The 18689-nt window shown below is 66.2% G+C and carries 19 protein-coding genes; 7 read left to right on the top strand and 12 right to left on the bottom strand.

What is annotated here, in order from left to right:
• Position 1: 1 nt before the first annotated feature.
• Complete coding sequence (gene soxR / locus MTR66_RS13195) at positions 2–445, bottom strand: redox-sensitive transcriptional activator SoxR (RefSeq protein ID WP_243921786.1); 444 nt, start codon at positions 443–445, stop codon at positions 2–4.
• Between the two features lie 99 nt (positions 446–544).
• On the opposite strand from soxR, the gene MTR66_RS13190 reads away from it, so the two are divergent.
• Positions 545–931 carry a VOC family protein gene (locus MTR66_RS13190; RefSeq protein ID WP_243921784.1) on the top strand — a complete coding sequence of 129 codons (387 nt, stop codon included), beginning with the start codon at positions 545–547 and terminating at the stop codon, positions 929–931.
• A gap of 64 nt (positions 932–995) precedes the next feature.
• Here the strand turns inward: MTR66_RS13190 and ubiA are convergent, their stop codons facing one another.
• A complete protein-coding gene (gene ubiA, locus MTR66_RS13185) occupies positions 996–1925 on the bottom strand; it encodes a 4-hydroxybenzoate octaprenyltransferase (protein ID WP_243921781.1) in 930 nt (309 codons plus the stop codon).
• A gap of 149 nt (positions 1926–2074) precedes the next feature.
• Between ubiA and MTR66_RS13180 the strand changes: the two genes are divergently transcribed.
• Genes MTR66_RS13180 through MTR66_RS13170 form a run of 3 tightly spaced genes read left to right on the top strand, consistent with a single transcriptional unit; the run spans position 2075 to position 4565 of the window.
• On the top strand, positions 2075–2833 hold the full coding sequence (locus tag MTR66_RS13180) for a 16S rRNA (uracil(1498)-N(3))-methyltransferase (protein WP_243921779.1): 759 nt from the start codon (positions 2075–2077) through the stop codon (positions 2831–2833).
• A 57-nt stretch (positions 2834–2890) separates the two neighbouring features.
• A complete protein-coding gene (locus tag MTR66_RS13175; protein ID WP_243921777.1) occupies positions 2891–4264 on the top strand; it encodes a glutamate--cysteine ligase in 1374 nt (457 codons plus the stop codon).
• 1 nt (position 4265) lies between these two features.
• Positions 4266–4565, top strand: coding sequence for a putative quinol monooxygenase (locus MTR66_RS13170; protein WP_243921775.1), 300 nt, complete (start codon positions 4266–4268; stop codon positions 4563–4565).
• Positions 4566–4574: 9 nt separating this feature from the next.
• Here the strand turns inward: MTR66_RS13170 and MTR66_RS13165 are convergent, their stop codons facing one another.
• The 5 genes from MTR66_RS13165 to MTR66_RS13145 form a co-directional block, all read right to left on the bottom strand.
• Positions 4575–5927 carry a methyltransferase family protein gene (locus MTR66_RS13165; protein ID WP_243921772.1) on the bottom strand — a complete coding sequence of 451 codons (1353 nt, stop codon included), beginning with the start codon at positions 5925–5927 and terminating at the stop codon, positions 4575–4577.
• Positions 5928–6028: 101 nt separating this feature from the next.
• Positions 6029–7411 (bottom strand): outer membrane protein assembly factor BamB family protein, encoded by a 1383-nt coding sequence (locus MTR66_RS13160; protein ID WP_243921770.1) that lies wholly within the window; start codon positions 7409–7411, stop codon positions 6029–6031.
• 23 nt (positions 7412–7434) lie between these two features.
• A complete protein-coding gene (locus MTR66_RS13155; protein WP_243921769.1) occupies positions 7435–8235 on the bottom strand; it encodes a tetratricopeptide repeat protein in 801 nt (266 codons plus the stop codon).
• A 121-nt stretch (positions 8236–8356) separates the two neighbouring features.
• Positions 8357–9484 (bottom strand): glycosyltransferase, encoded by a 1128-nt coding sequence (locus MTR66_RS13150; RefSeq protein WP_268740490.1) that lies wholly within the window; start codon positions 9482–9484, stop codon positions 8357–8359.
• An 11-nt stretch (positions 9485–9495) separates the two neighbouring features.
• Positions 9496–10368, bottom strand: a complete 873-nt coding sequence (locus MTR66_RS13145; RefSeq protein WP_243921765.1) for an alpha/beta fold hydrolase — start codon at positions 10366–10368, stop codon at positions 9496–9498.
• 88 nt (positions 10369–10456) lie between these two features.
• Between MTR66_RS13145 and MTR66_RS13140 the strand changes: the two genes are divergently transcribed.
• Positions 10457–11857, top strand: a complete 1401-nt coding sequence (locus tag MTR66_RS13140; protein WP_243921763.1) for a protein adenylyltransferase SelO family protein — start codon at positions 10457–10459, stop codon at positions 11855–11857.
• Between the two features lie 154 nt (positions 11858–12011).
• Positions 12012–13433, top strand: coding sequence for a succinylglutamate-semialdehyde dehydrogenase (locus MTR66_RS13135; RefSeq protein ID WP_243921761.1), 1422 nt, complete (start codon positions 12012–12014; stop codon positions 13431–13433).
• Positions 13434–13439: 6 nt separating this feature from the next.
• On the opposite strand, the gene MTR66_RS13130 is transcribed toward MTR66_RS13135, so the two are convergent.
• Positions 13440–14165 carry a hypothetical protein gene (locus tag MTR66_RS13130; protein ID WP_243921759.1) on the bottom strand — a complete coding sequence of 242 codons (726 nt, stop codon included), beginning with the start codon at positions 14163–14165 and terminating at the stop codon, positions 13440–13442.
• Between the two features lie 290 nt (positions 14166–14455).
• Positions 14456–14884 (bottom strand): glycine zipper 2TM domain-containing protein, encoded by a 429-nt coding sequence (locus MTR66_RS13125; protein ID WP_243921757.1) that lies wholly within the window; start codon positions 14882–14884, stop codon positions 14456–14458.
• Between the two features lie 218 nt (positions 14885–15102).
• On the opposite strand from MTR66_RS13125, the gene rarD reads away from it, so the two are divergent.
• Positions 15103–16002, top strand: a complete 900-nt coding sequence (gene rarD, locus MTR66_RS13120) for an EamA family transporter RarD (RefSeq protein ID WP_243921755.1) — start codon at positions 15103–15105, stop codon at positions 16000–16002.
• Between the two features lie 65 nt (positions 16003–16067).
• On the opposite strand, the gene MTR66_RS13115 is transcribed toward rarD, so the two are convergent.
• From MTR66_RS13115 to MTR66_RS13105, 3 genes are all read right to left on the bottom strand, one after another.
• A complete protein-coding gene (locus MTR66_RS13115; RefSeq protein ID WP_243921753.1) occupies positions 16068–17393 on the bottom strand; it encodes a dihydroorotase in 1326 nt (441 codons plus the stop codon).
• Between the two features lie 155 nt (positions 17394–17548).
• Complete coding sequence (locus MTR66_RS13110; protein ID WP_243921751.1) at positions 17549–17893, bottom strand: hypothetical protein; 345 nt, start codon at positions 17891–17893, stop codon at positions 17549–17551.
• A 190-nt stretch (positions 17894–18083) separates the two neighbouring features.
• Positions 18084–18665, bottom strand: coding sequence for a nitroreductase family protein (locus tag MTR66_RS13105; RefSeq protein WP_243921749.1), 582 nt, complete (start codon positions 18663–18665; stop codon positions 18084–18086).
• Positions 18666–18689 lie beyond the last annotated feature (24 nt).

The raw sequence follows: 18689 nt of genomic DNA, 5'->3' as shown, positions 1-18689 counted from the left end.
GTCAGTTCTTCAGCACGAAGCGCGGGCCCGTTCCCTCCGTACCGGCGGCATCCCCCGCATTGTAGAGCTGGCACCGCGCGAGGCTGAGGCAGCCGCAGCCGATGCATTCCTCCAGCTTGCGGCGGGTGCGTTGCAGGAGCGCGATCTGACCGTCGATCGATTCGCGCATAGACAGGCTGATCCGCTCCCAGTCCGCCTGCGTCGGCGTGCGGCCTTGCGGCAGGGTGGACAGCTCCCGCTCGATATCGGCAAGGGCAAGACCCAGCTTCTGCGCGATCAGGATGAAGCTGACGCGGCGGATGTCCGAACGCAGGAACCGGCGCTGGTTGCCGCTGGTGCGCAGCGCGGTGAGCAGGCCCTTTTCCTCGTAGAACCGGATCGCAGAAACAGCGACGCCGGTCCGGCGCGAAAGGTAGCCGATGGAAATGAGACGATCGTTGGACATCGAGTGGGGGGCTCTTTTTTGTTCTTGATCTCAAGCTAACTTGAGATTGCATCCTTGCCAAGCCGGTCGATTCGCCGGGACAGCAAGGGAGTTGAAATCATGGCTACGCCAGCCAAACCCAAAGGCCGCCTCGAACACGCGAACATCACTGTGAGCGACGTCGAGCGTTCGTCGAAACTACTGCAGGATCTGCTGGGCTGGGAAGAGCGCTGGCGCGGCCCCGCGCAGAGCGGCGGCGAGTCCATCCATGTCGGCGAGGAGTTCAGCTACATCGCCGTCTACACCGACCACAAGGTGCATGACCGTTTCGCCAAGGGGGCTCCGCTCAACCATGTCGGGCTGCTTGTCGACGATCTCGATGCGGCCGAGCAGGTCGTGATCGGCGCCGGGCTCGAACCGATGAACCATGCCGACTACGATCCGGGCCGGCGGTTCTATTTCTTCGACTGGGACGGTATCGAATTCGAGGTGGTGAGCTATGAATGAGCCGCTCATCACCTGGACCGGGGCGTGGCACCGCCGCCCCCGGTATCCCCGATCACGCCCGGCCTCAGATCACGCCGGCGTTGCCGACAACCCAGCAGGCCAGCGCCATGACAAGGCCAAGATCGCGGTTGGAGCGGAAACGGGCAAGCGCGTTCTCCCCGCTATCCGTATCCAGCGTCACGACCTGAAAGCCGAGATGCAGGGCCACGGGGGCGAGCGCGACGAGCGCCACCCAGTCCGGCCGCAGGGCCCAGAACGCCAGGGCCCAGAACGCCACGGCCAGCACGTAGAACACGCCCACGCCCGCGCGCACGTGTGATCCCAGCCGCAAGGCCGAGGAGCGGACGCCGACCAGCGCATCGTCCTCCCGGTCCTGCAGGGCATAGATCGTGTCGTACCCCATGCACCACACGATGCAGCCCGCATAGAGCGCGGCAAGCGCTTCGAGATGATCGCCGCGAATCTCCACCCAGCCGACCAGCGCGCCCCAGGTAAAGACCAGCCCCAGCCAGGCCTGCGGCCACCAGGTAATGCGCTTCATGAAGGGATAGGCCGCCACCAGCGCCAGACTGCCCAGCGCCACGAGCTGCGCCTGCCAGCGCAGATGCAGCAGCACCACGAGCCCCGCCAGGCACAGCGCGCCCAGCCAGAGCCAGGCCGCCTGCACGCTCACCCGGCCGCTGGCGATGGGGCGGTTGGCCGTGCGCGCGACCTTGCGGTCCAGATCGGCATCGACGATATCGTTGAGCACGCAGCCCGCGCCGCGCATCGCGATCGCGCCCGGCAGCAGCCAGAACACCAGACCCCAGCGCTCCTCACCCCCGGCCAGCAGCACGCCCCATGCGCAAGGCCAGAACAGCAGCCACCAGCCGATCGGCCGGTCGAACCGCGCCAGCATGGCATAGGAGCGGTAAGGCTCCGGCAAAAGGGACACCAGACCGCGATGCTGAGTATCGGGAACGCCGAGGTCCGCAAGAGAGGATGGTTCATTCACGCCCCCTTATCTAATCGATTGCGGCTTCCATGTCATGGGTGAAGGCATCCGGCCGCTGCCTGCGATTGCCCATTGCGCCGGGCAAACGATCACGCGACAAGGCCGCCATCGCCGTTCCGGCCACCCATTCTTGACGGAAACCACTGCCCATGGGAGCAACCCCAGCCTGGCCGCCACGCTCGGCCCCGCGCCTTTTCGTACCCGGTCCGCTCAGCGCGGGAGAACCCGTGACGATCGCCGGGGGACAGGCGCACTATCTGCTCAAGGTCATGCGCGCCGCATGCGGCGATGCGGTGGTTCTGTGCGACGACCGGACCGGCGAATGGGCCTGCGAAGTCACCGCCACGGGCAAACGCGACCTTGTTCTGGAACCGCGCGAGCGCTTGCGCGAACGCGAGCAGGTTCCCGATTTCCGGCTCTGCGCCGCGCTGCTCAAGAAGCCGAATTTCGATCTCGTGCTCGAAAAGGCGACCGAACTGGGCGTGCGCCGCATCCAGCCCATCGTGACCCGGCGCTGCGTGGCGGACAAGCTCAATCCGGACCGCGCGCTGACCATCGTGACCGAAGCGGCCGAACAATGCGCGCGCACCGCCCTGCCCGAACTGGCCCCGGCCGAACGGCTCGATGCCCTGCTGCGGGACTGGCCCGAGGACCGCGTGCTGTTCTTTGCCGACGAACAGGGCGGCGAACCGGCCGCCGCCGCCTTTGCCGCCGCGAAAGGCCCGGCGGCTCTGCTCACCGGCCCCGAAGGGGGATTCGACGATGAGGAACGCGCGGCGATCCGCGCCCACCCGCAGGCACGCCCAATCTCGCTCGGCCCGCGGATTCTGCGCGGGGAGACCGCCAGCATTGCCGCCACGGCGCTGTGGATGGCCGTGGCAGGTGATTGGTCCGCCGCTGGAAATTGACCATCCCAAACGAAATATTGCTGGTATCCGCTCCTGCGCATCCCTAATTCCCGGCGCATGAGCACAAGGGAGGTGTCGGATCGCGACGATCCGATCGTAGAGAGCCTGGACCAACTCGCCGCGCCGATGGCCGCGGGGGAAAAGCCGCGCGCAAAATGGCGGATCGGCACCGAACACGAAAAGTTCGTCTACGATCTCGCCGATCACCACGCGCCGTCCTATGACGAGCCCGGCGGTATCCGCGACTTGCTGATGGCCCTTACCGAATTCGGCTGGGAGCCGATCGAGGAAGGCGGGAAAGTCATCGCCATGAAAGGCGCAGACGGCACCGTCAGCCTGGAACCGGCGGGCCAGCTCGAACTCTCGGGCGCGCCGCTCGAAAACCTGCACGAGACCTGCAACGAGACCGGCCGCCACCTGGCGCAAGTGAAGACCATCGGCGACCGCATCGGCAAGGGCTATCTCGGCCTCGGCATGTGGCCGGACAAGACGCGCGAGGCGCTGCCGGTCATGCCCAAGGGGCGCTATGCGATCATGCTGCAGCACATGCCGCGCGTGGGCTCCATGGGGCTCGACATGATGCTGCGCACCTGCACCATCCAGGTCAACCTCGACTATGCGAGCGAGGCCGACATGGTGCAGAAGTTCCGCGTCTCGCTCGCCCTGCAGCCGCTGGCGACCGCGCTCTTCGCCAATTCGCCCTTCACCGAGGGCAAGCCCAACGGCTATCTCTCGTACCGCAGCCACATCTGGTCGGACACCGATCCCGCGCGCACCGGCATGCTGCCTTTCGTGTTCGAGCAGGGTTTCGGCTACGAGCGCTATGTGGACTACATGCTCGACGTGCCGATGTACTTCGTGTTCCGCGATGGGAAATATATCGACGCCGCCGGGCAATCGTTCCGCGACTTCCTGAAAGGCGAACTGCCCGCCCTGCCCGGTGAGCGGCCGCGCCTCAGCGACTGGAACGATCACCTCTCCACTGCCTTTCCCGAAGTGCGCCTGAAGTCCTTCCTCGAAATGCGCGGGGCCGATGGCGGGCCCTGGGGCCGGATCTGTGCGCTGCCCGCGCTGTGGGTGGGCCTGCTCTACGATCAGGGTGCGCTCGATGCCGCCTGGGATCTGGTCAAGGACTGGGACATGGAAGGGCGCGAGCTGCTGCGCGGTTCGGTGCCCAAGCTTGGACTCGATGCACCGGTTCCGGGCGGCGGCACGCTGCGCGACATCGCCGGGGAAGTGCTGGATATCGCCCGTTCGGGACTGGCGGCGCGCGGGCGGCTCAACACCAGCGGCGATAACGAGACCGGCTTCCTCGAACCGCTGGCCGAAATCGTGGCATCGGGCAAAGTCCCCGCGCAGCATCTGCTCGATCTCTATCACGGCGAATGGGGCGGCGACATTTCGCGCATCTATGGCGTGAAAAGCTTCTGAGATGATCGTCGTCACCGGCGAATTCCGCATGCCCGTGGCCGCGCTGGCGCAAGCGCGCGAAGCCATGGAGCGCGTGATCGCAGCCAGCCGCGCTGAGGACGGGTGCCTGTCCTACACCTATGCCCACGACGTGCTGGAACCGGGCCTCATCCGCGTCAGCGAGGCCTGGCGCGACCGCGCCGCGCTTTCAGCCCACTTCGAACGGCCGCACATGAAGCGCTGGCAGGAAGAACGCGCGGCACTGGGGCTGACCGGCCGGCGCATCGAACTTCACGAAGTCTCGGCCAGCGAACCGCTCTGAGCGGAGCCGCTATTCCGCTGGCTGCAACGGCGGATTTTGCGGACGCAAGTGCTTGCCCACCCGCGAAAGCGTGCGCGTGATCAGCGCATTCTCGCCCATCCACTCGTAATATTCGCGGTACTTGGGGTCTTCCGCCAGCATGTGCGCTTCCTCGGTGCGGGCCCGCCAATAATAGATCGCACTCACCACGCTTAACAGCACCGTGTTGCGGATCGCATCGGTCAGCGAACCATCGCGCACCAGAAACGGCAAGGTGGACATCCACCAGAACAGGTTCTTCGACAGATAGGCCGGATGGCGCGTGAAACGGTAAGGCCCATTGGTGAGCACACCGCGATAGGTCAGGTTGGAAAAGCGGATGCCGAAGGAGAATGTCGCCCAGGCATAGACGCCCGTCAGGAACACCATCATGGCGGCCCAGAGCCACAGCAGCGCGGGATGGGTCGAGAGGACATTGGCCCAGCCGAACGTGTTGACTTCATAGCCCAGCACGTCGGCGCGGCCCATCGTGCCCCACACGAACGGCGGATAGCAGATCAGCGCCGCCACCCAGCCCGCCAGGAACGGATTTCCGCTGCGGATATGGGCATCGAGCGGGCGGAACGTCAGCAGATAGCCGACGGTGCCGATCTGCACGTCGATCACGAAAAGCCCCGCGATCAGCGTCGAGCCGAGCGCGACCGGGTTGTATTCCATCGCCCCGAAATCGGCGTTCACCACTTGCGCGAAGCCCGGCGGCAGGATCGAGAGCATGAAAGCGCCGAAGAAGCCCTTGATGGCCCAGGCGCGCCAGTGCTTCTTCACTTCACCGCCGTCCCAGGCCTCCCGCCCGATCAACATCGCGCCGAAGTGCCAGGCATGATCGCGCGGTTCTTTCAGGTAGCGGTCCAGCCAGAGCACGTAAGGGATCGAGAGCAGGAACAGCGGCAGCGCAGCGGCGGAAATCACGTCCATCGCGAACAGGTACTGCCCTTCCCAATACCAGCGGGCGATGCAGTAGAAGAGGCCGATCGCCGCCCATGTCGCCCAGAGGCCCGCGATCTTGGTGATCGAGATATCGAGCGTCTGCGACAGCGGGCGGGCAAGGCTCCAGTCGATCCCGGTGGAAGGGCGCAAGTGCACTTTGTCCGCCAGTACCGACCACAAGCCCATGGCCGTGCCTGTGACCAGCAGCGTGGCAACGGAGGCATAAGGCCCGCTCATCGGCGCGTGGGGACCGGGCAGCGCAAAGGCATCGGCAATCGATGCCCAGTTGCGGCAGATCATGATCCACACGAAGAGGGCTGCCACGCCCGACAGGCCAACGCCTGCCGAGACGTCACTTGCGGGCCGGGCGCGCGCGGCGGTCTGGGCATTGCTCATGCCCAAGGCCCTAGCCGCAAATGGTTAAGGCGCCGGAAACGAGGCGCGCCCGCGCCCCGTCCCTTTCACAGCTCCGCTTAGCGTCCCGGTTACCGGCCCGATTACCGAAAAGCCGAGATCCGCCCCGAATTGTCGAGGATGTAAAGCGTCTTGTTGGCCACCACCGGCTCCAGCATCACGCCGTCCTTGAGCTCGGTGAACGGCGTGTACGTGCCCGTCGCCGGATCGACCGTGCCGACGCCGCCGTGCGAATTCGCCACCCACAGCTTGCCACCGGCCAGCACCGGCCCGACCCAGAAGAAGGGATGCTTGCGCTTCTTCTCGTTCTTGTAGCGGGTAAGCTGCGTCAGCCAGCGCACGCGGCCGGTCTCGCGCGCAATCGCGAGAATCTCGGCGTGATCGTCCAGCGTGAACACCCAGTCGCCCGCGACGGAAGGCGTGGAAATACCCGCGAGGTTGAGTTCCCAGATGCGCTGCCCGGTCACCAGCTCGTAAGCCGCCATACGGCCGCCCTGGCCCAGTGCGTAGACGCGGCCCCGGTCGATGATGGGATCGGCATCGACGTCTGTCAGGCTGCCGACCTCGGTGGAAATCGAGGTGCGCGCCAGCGCGTCGGACCACAGCTGGCGGCCGTTCTCGTAACGGTAGGCGACCAGTTCGCCCGAGGAATACCCGGCGATCACCGTGCCCTGCCCGGCAGCCGGAGCCGCCACGCCGAACACGCCCGACTGCGTGAGCGAGCCCGATTCGTTCCAGATCAGCTTGCCGTCCGCCACGTCGAGCGCGAAGATCTGGTTGTCCTGCGTCATCACGTAGACGGCGTTGAATGCCACGGTGGGCGCGCCGCGCAGCGGCCCTGCGGGCTTGTTGGTCCAGATCTGGTTGCCCGTATCCGCTTCCAGCGCGGCCACTTCGCCCAGACCGGTGGTGACGTAGACATGGCCGTTGTCATAGCTGACGCCGCCGCCGAACACCGAACTGGAGCCATCGCCCTTCACGGCGAAGCTCTTGGTCCACAGGTGCGCGCCGCTCTGCGCGTCGAAGGCGTGCACTACGCCATCGGTATCCATCACGTAGAGACGGCCATCCCCGATCACCGGCGCCGCGGCAAGGCGCGCGCGTTTGGACGATCCCTTGATCTGCGCGGTCCAGACGCGGGTGGGATTGGCCGCCAGGGCCAGGTGGCCATAGGCCTTGTTGGCCGTGCCGCCGCCCTGCGCCCAATCGGCATTGACCTGTTCGGGCGGCAGGATCACCGCCATAGAGGCCAGCGTCGGATCGACCTTGGCCCCGCTTTCGATGCGCGAGAGGATCGGAACGCGTTCGCCCACGGTCGGCGTCTTGGGGCCGCCCTTGCCCCCGCCGCCAAACAGCTTGCAGCCCGACAGGCCCATCAGCAGAGCCATGGCGAGCAAAGGCACGACCTTGCGTGCGCCGGGCGTTCGGACGGCAGGGCGGCAGGTGTTCGAGGCAGGTGCCTTCATACGCAGATCCTCACAAGACATATTCATTTCTTACCGGCATCCGCAGGCTTGATCACTTTCACGATCGGCTTGTCCAGCGGTTCGCCCTGATCGTCGACGACGCTGGCCAGCGGGTCCACACCCAGCACGGCCGCGAGCTGGCGGGCACGGCTGCGCAGGCCTTCGTTGACGCCTTCGTCCTTGGCGATGGCGCTGAACAGCGGGCCCGCCTGATCCTTCTTGCCCTGCTTGAGGTAGGCCATGCCCACCAGTTCACCGGCCACCCCGAACCAGGGATTGCCGGGCGCTGCCAGCGGCTTGAGCTGCGTCACCACATCCTGCGGTTTCATCGCATCGAAATCGGCGGCCACGGCGCGCACTTTCGCCATATCGCGCAGCGGTTGCGGCACCTTGGCGTCGGACGAAACCTGCCGGTAGAGCTTGAGCGCCCCGGCCTTATCGTCCTTTTCCATCGCGATCGCGGCCAGCATCAGCCGGGCGGAAACGGCGTTGCCATCGGTGCCCTTGGCCGCCAGCGGCTCCAGCTTGGTCTTGGCATCGTCCCAGTTGCTGGCCTTCACGCTGTCCAGCGCCTGCACGAAGGTTTCGGTGCGGCCTTCCAGTTCCTGGGTCTGGCGGTGGTCCCAATAGATCCACCCGCCGAAGCCAGCGAGGCCGAGCACGATCACGGCCAGCAGCGGCTTGCCGTAGTTGGTCATGAAGCTTTCGACCTGATCCTGCCGCAAGGCATCGTCCACCTCTCGCAGGAACACGTCCTGCTGGGCGGCCGTCTGCGCGGCTTTCTTGTCATCGGCTTTCGAGGTCTTGTCAGGAGGCAGGGCCAATTTGGGCGCTTTCCGCAGTAGTCTGAAGGGTTGCGGGGCTGTTTAACGTATGAACAGGGCTTTTCAACGGGGATGATCGCTGCATGCCCCGCCGTGAAGCACGCCTGAACGGAGAATGCGGCTAAGGAAAGGCAGAGCGGCCCATCGCCCGGGCATAAGTCTCCCGATAAGCGCGGATCATCGTGCCTTCGTCGTAGTCCGCCATCGCCCGCCCCTGATTCGCGGCCCCGATGGAGGCCCGCAGCGCTTCGTCCGCCGCCAGCCGGGCCAGCGAATCCGCCAGCGCCGCCTCGTCTCCCGCGGGCGTGACGAAAGGCCGGTTTTCCACCGGAACCATCTCCGCCACGTCGCCAACCGCGGGCGAGGCAATGGGCACACCCGCCGCCATCGCCTCGACCACCGAGATCGGAAACTGCTCACTGTCTGAAGAGAGCGCGAAAATATCGAACAGCCCCACCACCCGCGACGGCGCGGATACGAAACCGGGCAAATGCACGCGCTCTGCGATCCCGCAGGCTTCCGCCTGCGCCTCGATCGTGCCGCGCTCCGGCCCCTCGCCCAGAATTACGAGGCGCCAATCGTCCGGCAGCGCGGCGAAGGCGCGCACCAGCCGGGGCAGGTTCTTCACCGCGCGCAGGCCCGCGAGCGTGCCAACCCATTTCCCGCCCGGCGCCTTCACCAGGCCGGGCACCGCATCGGGCGAAGGCACGCCCCTGCAAGCCGCCGTATCGATGCCGTTGATGATCAGCCGCACCCGGGCGCGCGGCTGGTGCCAGGCCTGCAGCGCAATCGCCTCCAGCCGCTGCGAAGGCACCACCAGCGCCGAAGCGCGCGCCAGAGCAATCCGCCGGAACCCGTTGCGCGAGGGCTTGAGGCCGCCTGCCTCATCCTCGTTGAAGCCGTCTTCGTGATGGACCAGCGGCGGCAGGCCCAGCCACGCGCCATAGAGCCGGTGCGCCAGAACCGCGTCCATCGCGCCCCAGTTATATGTCAGCACCAGATCGAAACCGCGCATGGCCTTTGCGAGGCGCAGCAGACGCAAGGGGCCGGGACGGCCCTGCAGGCTGGGAAAGTCCTGCGGACAGGTCACGGCCAGCCCGGGATCGAGCGCGGCCAAGGCCCCATAAGCGCCAGGCTGGGCCGACACGACGGCATGGTCCACTTCGCTGCCGAACGCGTTCATCAGCCGCGCGGCGCGCAATTCCTTGCCGCCCGGGGCAAAGCTCGAATGGAGATGGAGGATGCGCAAGCGCGTGCCGTTCACGCCACGCGGGCCAGCAGACGCTCGATCGCGGCCACCGATTCGGGCTCGTCGAGTGTGGGGGCATGGCCGCAGGCGGGCAGCGTGATCATTTCCGCGCCCGGCACCCGGCGGGCCATTTCCGCCAGTGTGGCTTCGGAAAGCAGATCGGACAGCGCCCCGCGCAGGATCAGCACCGGCCTGCCCGCCAGCGCCTCCCATGCGGGCCAGAGATCCGGCTGGTTACCGGCATCGAAGTCCATGAAAGGCTCGGCGATCTTCATATCGTAGTCGAACACGATGCGCCCGTTGCTGGTCAGCGTCATCACCCGCTTGGCCATACCGATCCAGAAATCGAGCGGCTGCCCGGGATGCGCGGCGCCTTGCGCCGCCTCGATCCCGCGTGCGGCGTGAACCCATGTGGGATAGCTGCGCCCCTGCCCGACATAGTCCAGAATACGCGCCAGCCCCGCCGGTTCGAGGCAGGGCCCGACGTCGTTGATGATCACACCGGCGATCCGCTCCGGGATCAGAGTGGCCAGCCCCATCGCCATAAGCCCGCCCAGCGAGGTGCCGATCACGGCGAAACGGCCGATCCCTTCCTGATCCAGCAGTTCGAGAACATCCTCGCAATACTGCGGCGGGATATAGCTGGCCGCATCCTTGGCATATTCGCTGTCCCCGCGCCCGCGCATGTCAGGGCAGAGCACCCGCCGCGTTCGCGCGAGATACGGGGCCAGCACGTCGAAATCGCGCGCGTTGCGCGTCAGCCCGTGCAGGCACAGCACCGGCACGGACGCATCCCCTCCACCCGTTTGCGGGCCCGGATAATCGCGAAAGTGCAGCTTGAGTCCATCGCGGCTCGACCAGAACCGATCCTCGTAATCCGTCATGCCGAAACGGCGGCCTCCCGGTGAAAGACTCAATCAAAGTAACAGCGCATGCCTTGATCGGCGGATGCGCACTCCCCACTATCGCCTGATGCGAAGCGAACCGCAAGCAAGCGCCTATCGCCCCGATGTGCACATCGAATCCATCGCCGGATGGATCGGCGATCCGGTTCCCGCCGCCGCCTTCCCCAAACACGAACTGCGCTTCCGCAATGACCGGTGGGCACATGCCGTGGGCCTTGGCGATCTGTCCGGCGAGAGCTGGATTTCGCACTTCGGCCGGTTCGAGCCGCTGCCGGACAATCTGCCCGGCCCGCTGGCGCTGCGCTATCACGGCCATCAGTTCCGCGCATACAACCCGGATATCGGCGACGGGCGCGGGTTCCTGTTCGCGCAGATGCGCGATGCGGACGGGCGCCTGCTCGATCTGGGCACAAAGGGATCGGGCCGCACCCCCTACAGCCGCGATGGCGACGGGCGGCTCACCCTGAAAGGCGCGGTGCGCGAAATCCTTGCCACCGAAATGCTCGAAGCGCTGGGCGTAAACACCAGCAAGACGTTCTCGGTGATCGAAACCGGCGAATCGCTGTGGCGCGGTGACGAACCCTCTCCCACCCGCTCCGCTGTGCTGGTGCGCCTGAGCCACGGGCATATCCGCATCGGCAGTTTCCAGCGCCTGCTCGCGCTTGACGAGAAGGCGCAGATGGAAGCGCTCGTGGCCTATTGCCTCGAAACCTACCCCGGCAGCACACCGCCCGCCGATGCCCCCGGCCGCGATGAGCCTGCGGTGATCCTGATGCACCAGGTGGTCGAACGGCTGGCCGCCCTGGCCGCGAGCTGGATGGTGGCGGGCTTCGTTCACGGCGTGCTCAACACCGACAACATGAACATTTCGGGCGAGAGCTTCGACTATGGCCCCTGGCGCTGGCTGCCCAAGTGGGACCCGCGCTTCACCGCCGCCTATTTCGACTACGGCGGCCTCTACGCCTTCGGCCGCCAGCCCGAAGCCCTGCTGTGGAACTGCGGCCAACTGGCCGTGGCGCTGCGGCTCCTCGCGGAAACCGAGCCGCTGGTCGCCGCGCTCGACCGGTTCGGCGGGCTCTATCAGCAAGCCATGGCGCGCCACTTCACCTGGCGCCTGGGCGTCGAGCCGCGCGGGCCGGAAGCCGACACCGCACTGATCCAGGCCGCCGAGCACGCGATGACCGAAAGCGGCGAAGCGCCCGATCAGTTCTTTTTCACCCGCCGCGGGGGCCGCGCGGCGGGGGACGATGCCTTTGGCGAACTTCTGCGCGCCTATACGCCCACCGCCGGTTGCGACGGCGCTTTCTGGCAGGAAGACGCCCCGCCCGGCATTCTGATCGATGAAGTCGAACGCATCTGGTCCGCCATTGATGAGCATGACGACTGGTCCGCACTGGAAACGAAAGTCTCCGAAATTCGGGAACTTGGCCGAAATCTCGGCGAAGCGCCCAGCCCGCGCGGCGAATAACGAATTTTCTCTGCGCGTTAGCAACCCGGTAGGAATACCTGTGCCATAGGGTGCGAATTCGAGAACACTTCTGGGTAACGGATTCTTAGCCGTAATGGACGGTGCAGCCACAACCACAGCAACGGTAGCCAGTGACCGGGGGCCTGTCAGTAACGTGAGCAAGGCAGAGATCGTTTCCTGCGAACCCGCGACGGGTGCCGAAATCTGGCGCGGCAAGCCCTGCGACGTGGACGATGCCGTCTCGCGCGCGCGCCGCGCCTGGCCCGCCTGGGCCGCGCAGCCGCTCTCCACCCGCATGGAGCTGGTCCGCCGCTTCGCCAACGAAGTGCGCAAGGAAGCGGAAAAGCTGGCGACCACGATCGCGCGCGAAACCGGCAAGCCCTTGTGGGAAGCCCACGCCGAGGTCGAACTCGTCATCAACAAAGTCGAGATCTCGATCCGCGGCTATGCCGAGCGCACCAGCCAGCGCAAGCTCGACTCGGCCCTGCAGGGCACCATGGCCGTGCGCCACAAGCCGCACGGCGTGCTCGCAGTGCTCGGGCCGTACAATTACCCGGCGCATCTGCCCAACGCCCATATCGTGCCCGCGCTGATCGCGGGCAACGTGGTGATCTTCAAGCCCAGCGAAAAAGCGCCGGCATCGGGCGAGATTCTGGCGCGCTGCTTCAACCGCGCCGGTATTTCCGCCGCGATCATGCAGTTCGCGGTGGGCGGCCCTGCCGAAGGGCAGGCCCTCGTCGCGCACGAAGGCGTGGACGGCGTGCTGTTCACCGGCTCGGCCAATACCGGCATTGCCATCAACCGCCGCCTCGCCACCCGGCCCGACAAGATGGTGGCGCTGGAAATGGGCGGCAACAACGCCATGGTGGTGTGGGACACGCCCAAGCTGACCGACGCGGCGACGCTGGCCGTGCAGTCCGCCTTTGCCACCACTGGCCAGCGCTGTACCGCGACCCGGCGGCTGATCGTCAAATCCTCGATGTACGATGCCCTTGTCAGCGAAGTGAAAGCGCTCTCGGACCGCCTGATATTCGGCGCCCCGTTCGACGATCCCGCCCCGTTCATGGGCCCGGTGATCGACAACATGGCCGCGGACGGGCTGACCGAAAGCTTCCTCTACCTGCTCAGCCACGGCGGCAAGGCGATCAAGCATCTGGTGCGCCCGGACGAATCGCTGCCGTTCCTGAGCCCGGCGATCATCGATACCACCGCGATGAAAGACCGCCCCGACGTGGAACTGTTCGGCCCGATCCTGCAAGTGATCCGCGTCGAGGATTTCGACGAGGCGATTGCCGAAACCAACAATACCCGCTTCGGCCTCGCCGCCTCGCTGGTGGGCGGCACGCCGCAGGAATACAACAAGTTCTGGGCCAATGCGCGCGCCGGGATCGTCAACTGGAACCGCGCGACGGTGAACCCCAGCCATGCGGCCCCCGTGGGCGGCATCGGCCTGTCCGGCAACCACCGCCCCACCGGCTATTACGCCGCCGATTACTGCGCCTATCCGGTCGCCTCGGGCGAGATGGAACAGCCGCGTGCGATGATCGGCGTGGGCCTGAAACAGGCCATGCCGTAAAAAGCGTTACTTGCCGCTCGTCACCAGATCGACTTCGGTAAGGCCGTTCTTCAGCTTCCGGGCATAGACGACATAGGCCTTTCCGCCCTTGCGACCGCCCAGCACGTGATCCGTGCCGTCCATCTTGTATTCGGCGCCGTAGCCCGCCTTGCCCGCCTTGGTGTAGTAGAAGCTGATGACGTCATCCGGCGAAACCGGCGTGGCGAAGTTGACGACACGCAGCGCGCAGGCAGTGCTGTCCACGCCCGCCGCTTCCTGCACCGCGCCGCGCGGATAGACCGGGATATCGGCGGGCAGCTTGGCCGCCCAAGTGTTCGAATACTGGGCCTTGGCGGCGCAATCGGTGTGCGCCACCTTCGATGCCTTGGCCACTTGCGCGGCCGTGGCGGCGCTTTCCGCCAGCGCAGCGGCTCCGCCCTGCGCGGGTTGCGGAGCAGGCTGCAGCTTGCCGCCTGCCATGGCCACGGCCTTTTTCTTCGCATCGGCAATCGCTTCGGGAGAGCGGTCTTCGGGCGGCAGCGTGATCTGCCCGCTGTTCGCAGCCACGGCTGCCCCATCCTGCCCGGCCATGTCCGGATCGACCATGATCTGATCCCCCAGAGCCCCGCTCATCGCCGGGTCGGTCTCGGCCCCCGACGGTGCCTTTTCGTCCGAGCCGCAACCGGCCAGCATCAAGGTTCCGGCCAGCGCCGCAATCGTCAGGCGTGCCATGAAAGGGGCAGAGGTCTTCATCGTCGCATTCCTTTGTTCACCGCGCAGCCTGCGCGCGGCCCTGCCCCGGAAACGGTAAGGGGCATCAACGCCATCGGATAAAACGCGAAATTTCCGGCAAGTGCCAGCCATAACCGCCCGCCGTCCCATTTCGGGATGTCCCGGTGCCAAAGGTTGAGATGGCAAAAGCAAGGGCGCCTGCGTCGAACGCAGGCGCCCTCCCGCCCGGACGTGCAAGGCTCGCCCGGGCGGTCCCTCCGCGCGTCGCCGTCCGCACGGAGAAAAAGATGGGAAGGAAATTCGTAAGAGGCTTAGCGGCAGCGCGATCCGCCGCGGTCGACCTCCCGGCCCAGCAGCGCACCGCCCAGCGCGCCGAGCACGGTGCCGACCGTGCGGTCCCGGCCGCCGTCGATCTCACGGCCCAGCAAGGCGCCTGCCGCGCCGCCGACGATCAGGCCGGTCGTGCCGTTCCGCTTGCGGCAGTAATACCGCCCGTCCCGCCCGCGCCACGTCCGGGTTTCGCGGTAGACCGGTTCGTCATAGGACCGGTACGAGCTGTGGCGGCGATAGTCCCGGCGCCAGTCGTCGCGGGAATAGTGCCTCCGGCTGTGTCCGTAGCTCTGCTCGCCCGGCGCCTGGAAGGCCGCGCCATCGAATGCCGGCATGGCCGAAGCGGGAACGGCAGTGGCCAGACTGGCGGCTGCTGCGGCAAGAGCCGATGCCTTGAAGAATGCGTTCATCTCATCTCTCCTGTGTTGCCGGAGTGAACTGCCGGGCGGGGTGCCCGGAACACACATTCATGTTTACGCGCAGTTATCTGAACGGCATGCAACAAGCCTGTCAGAATTCGCGTCTTTGCCCGAAACTATCGCGCACCTGCGGCAAAGCGGGAGTCTTGCGGGACCGGGCGAGGGCTCGTAAGCGTGCCGCTCCGGGCCCCCTTCCCCAGAGTATTGCCATGACGTCCCCCAGTTCCACCCGCCTGCGCGGTCTGGCTTCGGCCTTCAGCGCCTATCTGATCTGGACCCTGTTCCCGTTCTATTTCGCGCTGTTGCACACGGTCTCACCGTTCGAAGTGGTGGCATGGCGCATGCTGTGGACGCTGCCCTTCTGCCTGGTGATGATCGCGCTGCTGCGGCAGGGCGGCGAGCTGCGCCAGGCCCTCACCAATCCGCGCATTCTGGGCGCGCTCGCGCTGAGCGGGCTGCTGATCGGGACCAACTGGCTGGTCTATGTCATCGCGGTGATGCACGGGCATGTGCTGGCGGCCAGCCTGGGGTACTATATCAACCCGCTGGTCAACGTCTTTACCGGCGCACTGATCCTGCGCGAAAAGCTCTCGCGCCTGCAATGGTTCGCGGTGGCGCTTGCCGCCATCGGCGTGACCATTCTGGCGCGTGACGCCTTGCCGACGCTGTGGATCAGTCTGACGCTGGCGCTGTCCTTCGCCGGATACGGTCTCACCCGCAAGCTCGCCCCGGTCACGGCGCTGCCGGGCCTCACGGTTGAAACGCTCGTGCTGCTGATCCCCGCGTTCGGCCTTCTGGGCTGGCAGGCGGCAAGCCCGCAGGGCCTGATGATGGGCACGTCTCCCTCGATCAGCGCGCTGCTGTGCTGTGCCGGCGTGCTTACCGGCATTCCGTTACTGCTGTTCGCGAGCGCGGCCCGGCGCATCGACTTCTCGGTGCTGGGCTTCATCCAGTTCGTGACGCCGACCGGCCTGTTCCTGCAGAGCGTCTTCGTGTTCGACGAGCCGTTCCGGCCGGTTCAGCTCGTCTGCTTCCTGTTCATCTGGACGGCCATTGCGGTGTTCTGCTGGGATCTGCTGTCCCGCCGCAACCGCTCAGAGGCTGTTTGAAAACGCCCGTCCGTGCATTTTCAGTGCGGCACCAGCCCGCTTCCAGCGAATTCCCAAACGAACTCTCAGAGCGCCCCGGCGAAGCGCAGCGGTTCGCCCTGCGCCTGATTGGCGAGCTGGCCTTCCCACATAGCGGAATGGCCGCGCACAATCGTGCCGACGACGCGCCCCTGCAGCTCCATACCGGTAAAGGGAGACCAGCCGCAGCGGCTTTCCACCCAGTCCTCGGTGATGGTGAAGCGGCCCTTGCGGTCCACCACGGTGAAGTCCGCGTCATAGCCAGTGGCGATCCGTCCCTTGCCGACAAGGCCGAAGACGCGCTGCACCCCGGCGGAGGTCATATCGATCAGCCGCTCCAGCGTCATGTTCCCCTTGGCGACATGGTCCAGCATCAGCGGCAGCAGCGTCTGCACCCCGGGCATGCCCGAGGGGCTGGCGGGATAGGGCTTGGCCTTCTCTTCCTTGGTGTGCGGCGCATGGTCCGATCCCAGCACGTCGGGCACGCCCTGCCGCAGCCAGTGCCACAGCCCGGCGACATGCGCGGCCGAGCGGATCGGCGGGTTCATCTGCGCATAGGAGCCGAGGCGCGGATAGGCATCCTCCGCCTCCAGCGTGAGGTGCTGCGGCGTCACTTCGCACGTCGCCACGTCGCGGTGCTGCGCGATCAGTTCGAGTTCGGCGGGCGTGGTGACGTGGAGGATATGCACCGGCCGCCGGGCCTCGCGCGCGAGCTTGAGGATGCGGCGAGTCGCCAGCATCGCGCTTTCATCGTCGCGCCAGACCGGGTGACTGGAAGGATCGCCCTCGATCCGCTCGTCCTTGCGCGCGTTCATCCGCGCCTCGTCCTCGGCATGGATGGCAACGCGGCGGCGGCCATGCGCCAGCACGCGGGCGAGCTGCGCGTCCTCGGCCACCAGCAGGTTGCCGGTGGAGGCGCCCATGAAGATCTTCACGCCCGCCGTGCCCGGCACGCGCTCCAGCTCGCCCAGCTCTTCGGCATTTTCCGCCGTGGCGCCGACATAGAAGGCATGATCGCAGTACATGCGGTGATGTGCGCGTTCGAGCTTGTCATGCACACGCATCACAGTGTCGGTATTGGGGCTGGTGTTGGGCATTTCGAACACCGCCGTCACCCCGCCCATCACCGCGGCGCGGCTGCCGGTTTCGAGATCTTCCTTGTGCTCCAGCCCCGGCTCGCGGAAGTGGACCTGGCTGTCGATCACGCCCGGCAGCACGTCGAGCCCGGTGCAGTCGATCCGGCGCGCCGCATCGGGATAGCTGCCCACGCCCACGATCTTGCCATCGCGCACGGCCACATCGGCGATATCCGCGCCATTGGGCGTATGGACCATGCCTCCGGCAAGGACGAGTTCGGGGGCGTTGGTGGTCATCGGGAAGCTCTCCGCAGTCCAGAGGTTATACGGCAGGGTAACACGGCACCGGCGCGAAACGCACCGCCTTGCCGTGTCCACAGCGGACTAGGCCCGCCGCGAAGATCATGCAAGGACGTGTCCCCACGGACGGCATCGTTGCCGTCCCGCCGGATTCAGAACCCGAGCTTCAGCCCCACCATGACCCGATTGCTCACGGTGCCACCGGGCATGACCGCCGATTCCACATGGACATCGAGGGAAGCCCCATCCCCAAGGCTGATCCGGGCAGGAGGCAGGCCTTCCTCCACCTTGTAGGTATCAGGCAAGGGCCGCACGCGGTTTTCCTCTGGATCGGGAGCGCACACAACGATTTCCCCGCCGGTCGCAACGGGGCAGCGGCGCTTGCGGATATGCAGATCGAGACTGCTGTCCTTGTGCCGGATCGTGGCCAGATCGAACGTTTCGGCCTCTTGCGGTGCGGATGCAGCGGGCGGATCGGGGGGCAGATCGACGGGCATGCGGACCTCGCGGGGTGATGTCGCACGCACAAGGCCATGCGAACATGGCGATTTCGCGGCACGTCCCGCTTTCGCAGCTCCGCATAAACGAAAGCCCGGCCTGCTCGGGAGAGAGCAGGCCGGGCCAAAAGGGCGCCCGCACCGGGGAGGGCGGGGGGAATGTGGCGGGCGCCTGGGGGGTCGTTTCGTGTCAGGCGAACTTGCCGGCCTTGGCGATTTCGGACACCGGCTTGCGGCCCACGGCCATTTCGCGTTCCTGCAGGAACTCCGGCAGCGACTCCTTGGGGCCGAGCTTGCCGATCACGAACGCGGCTTCAAGGCGGTGATCGTCAGGAATGCCGAGCGCCTTTTCGGCCTCGCCGAACTTGATGCCGGTCATGCCGTGGGTGTGATAGCCCATCGCCTGCGCCTGGATCGCCGCCAGCGCCCATGCCGCACCGGCATCGAAGCTGTGGCTGTGGTTCGGGCCCACCGTGCCGTCCGGCCCGGTCGAATTGTTGGCCGAGACGACAAAGACCAGCGCCGAGGCATGCTGCGCCCAGCCCTGATTGAACTCAATGAGCTGCGAAAGCAGCAGATCCCAGTTGGCATCGCCCTTCCGGGCATAGAGGAACGTCCAGGGCTGCACGTTGTAGGCCGAAGGCGCCCAGCCCGCCGCTTCGAAGATCACGTCCAGGTCTTCCTGCGGAATCTCGGCCGCTTCAAAAGCGCGCGGGCTCCAGCGGTCGACGATCAGCTTTTCAATCCTGGGATGAGCGGTACGTCCGGTCATGGAAATAGTCCTTTTGGTTGGAAA

Origin of the sequence: Novosphingobium beihaiense, from assembly GCF_022832375.1 — a bacterium.
GTDB lineage: Bacteria > Pseudomonadota > Alphaproteobacteria > Sphingomonadales > Sphingomonadaceae > Novosphingobium > Novosphingobium beihaiensis.
This window is presented reverse-complemented; position numbering and strand designations above follow the sequence as displayed.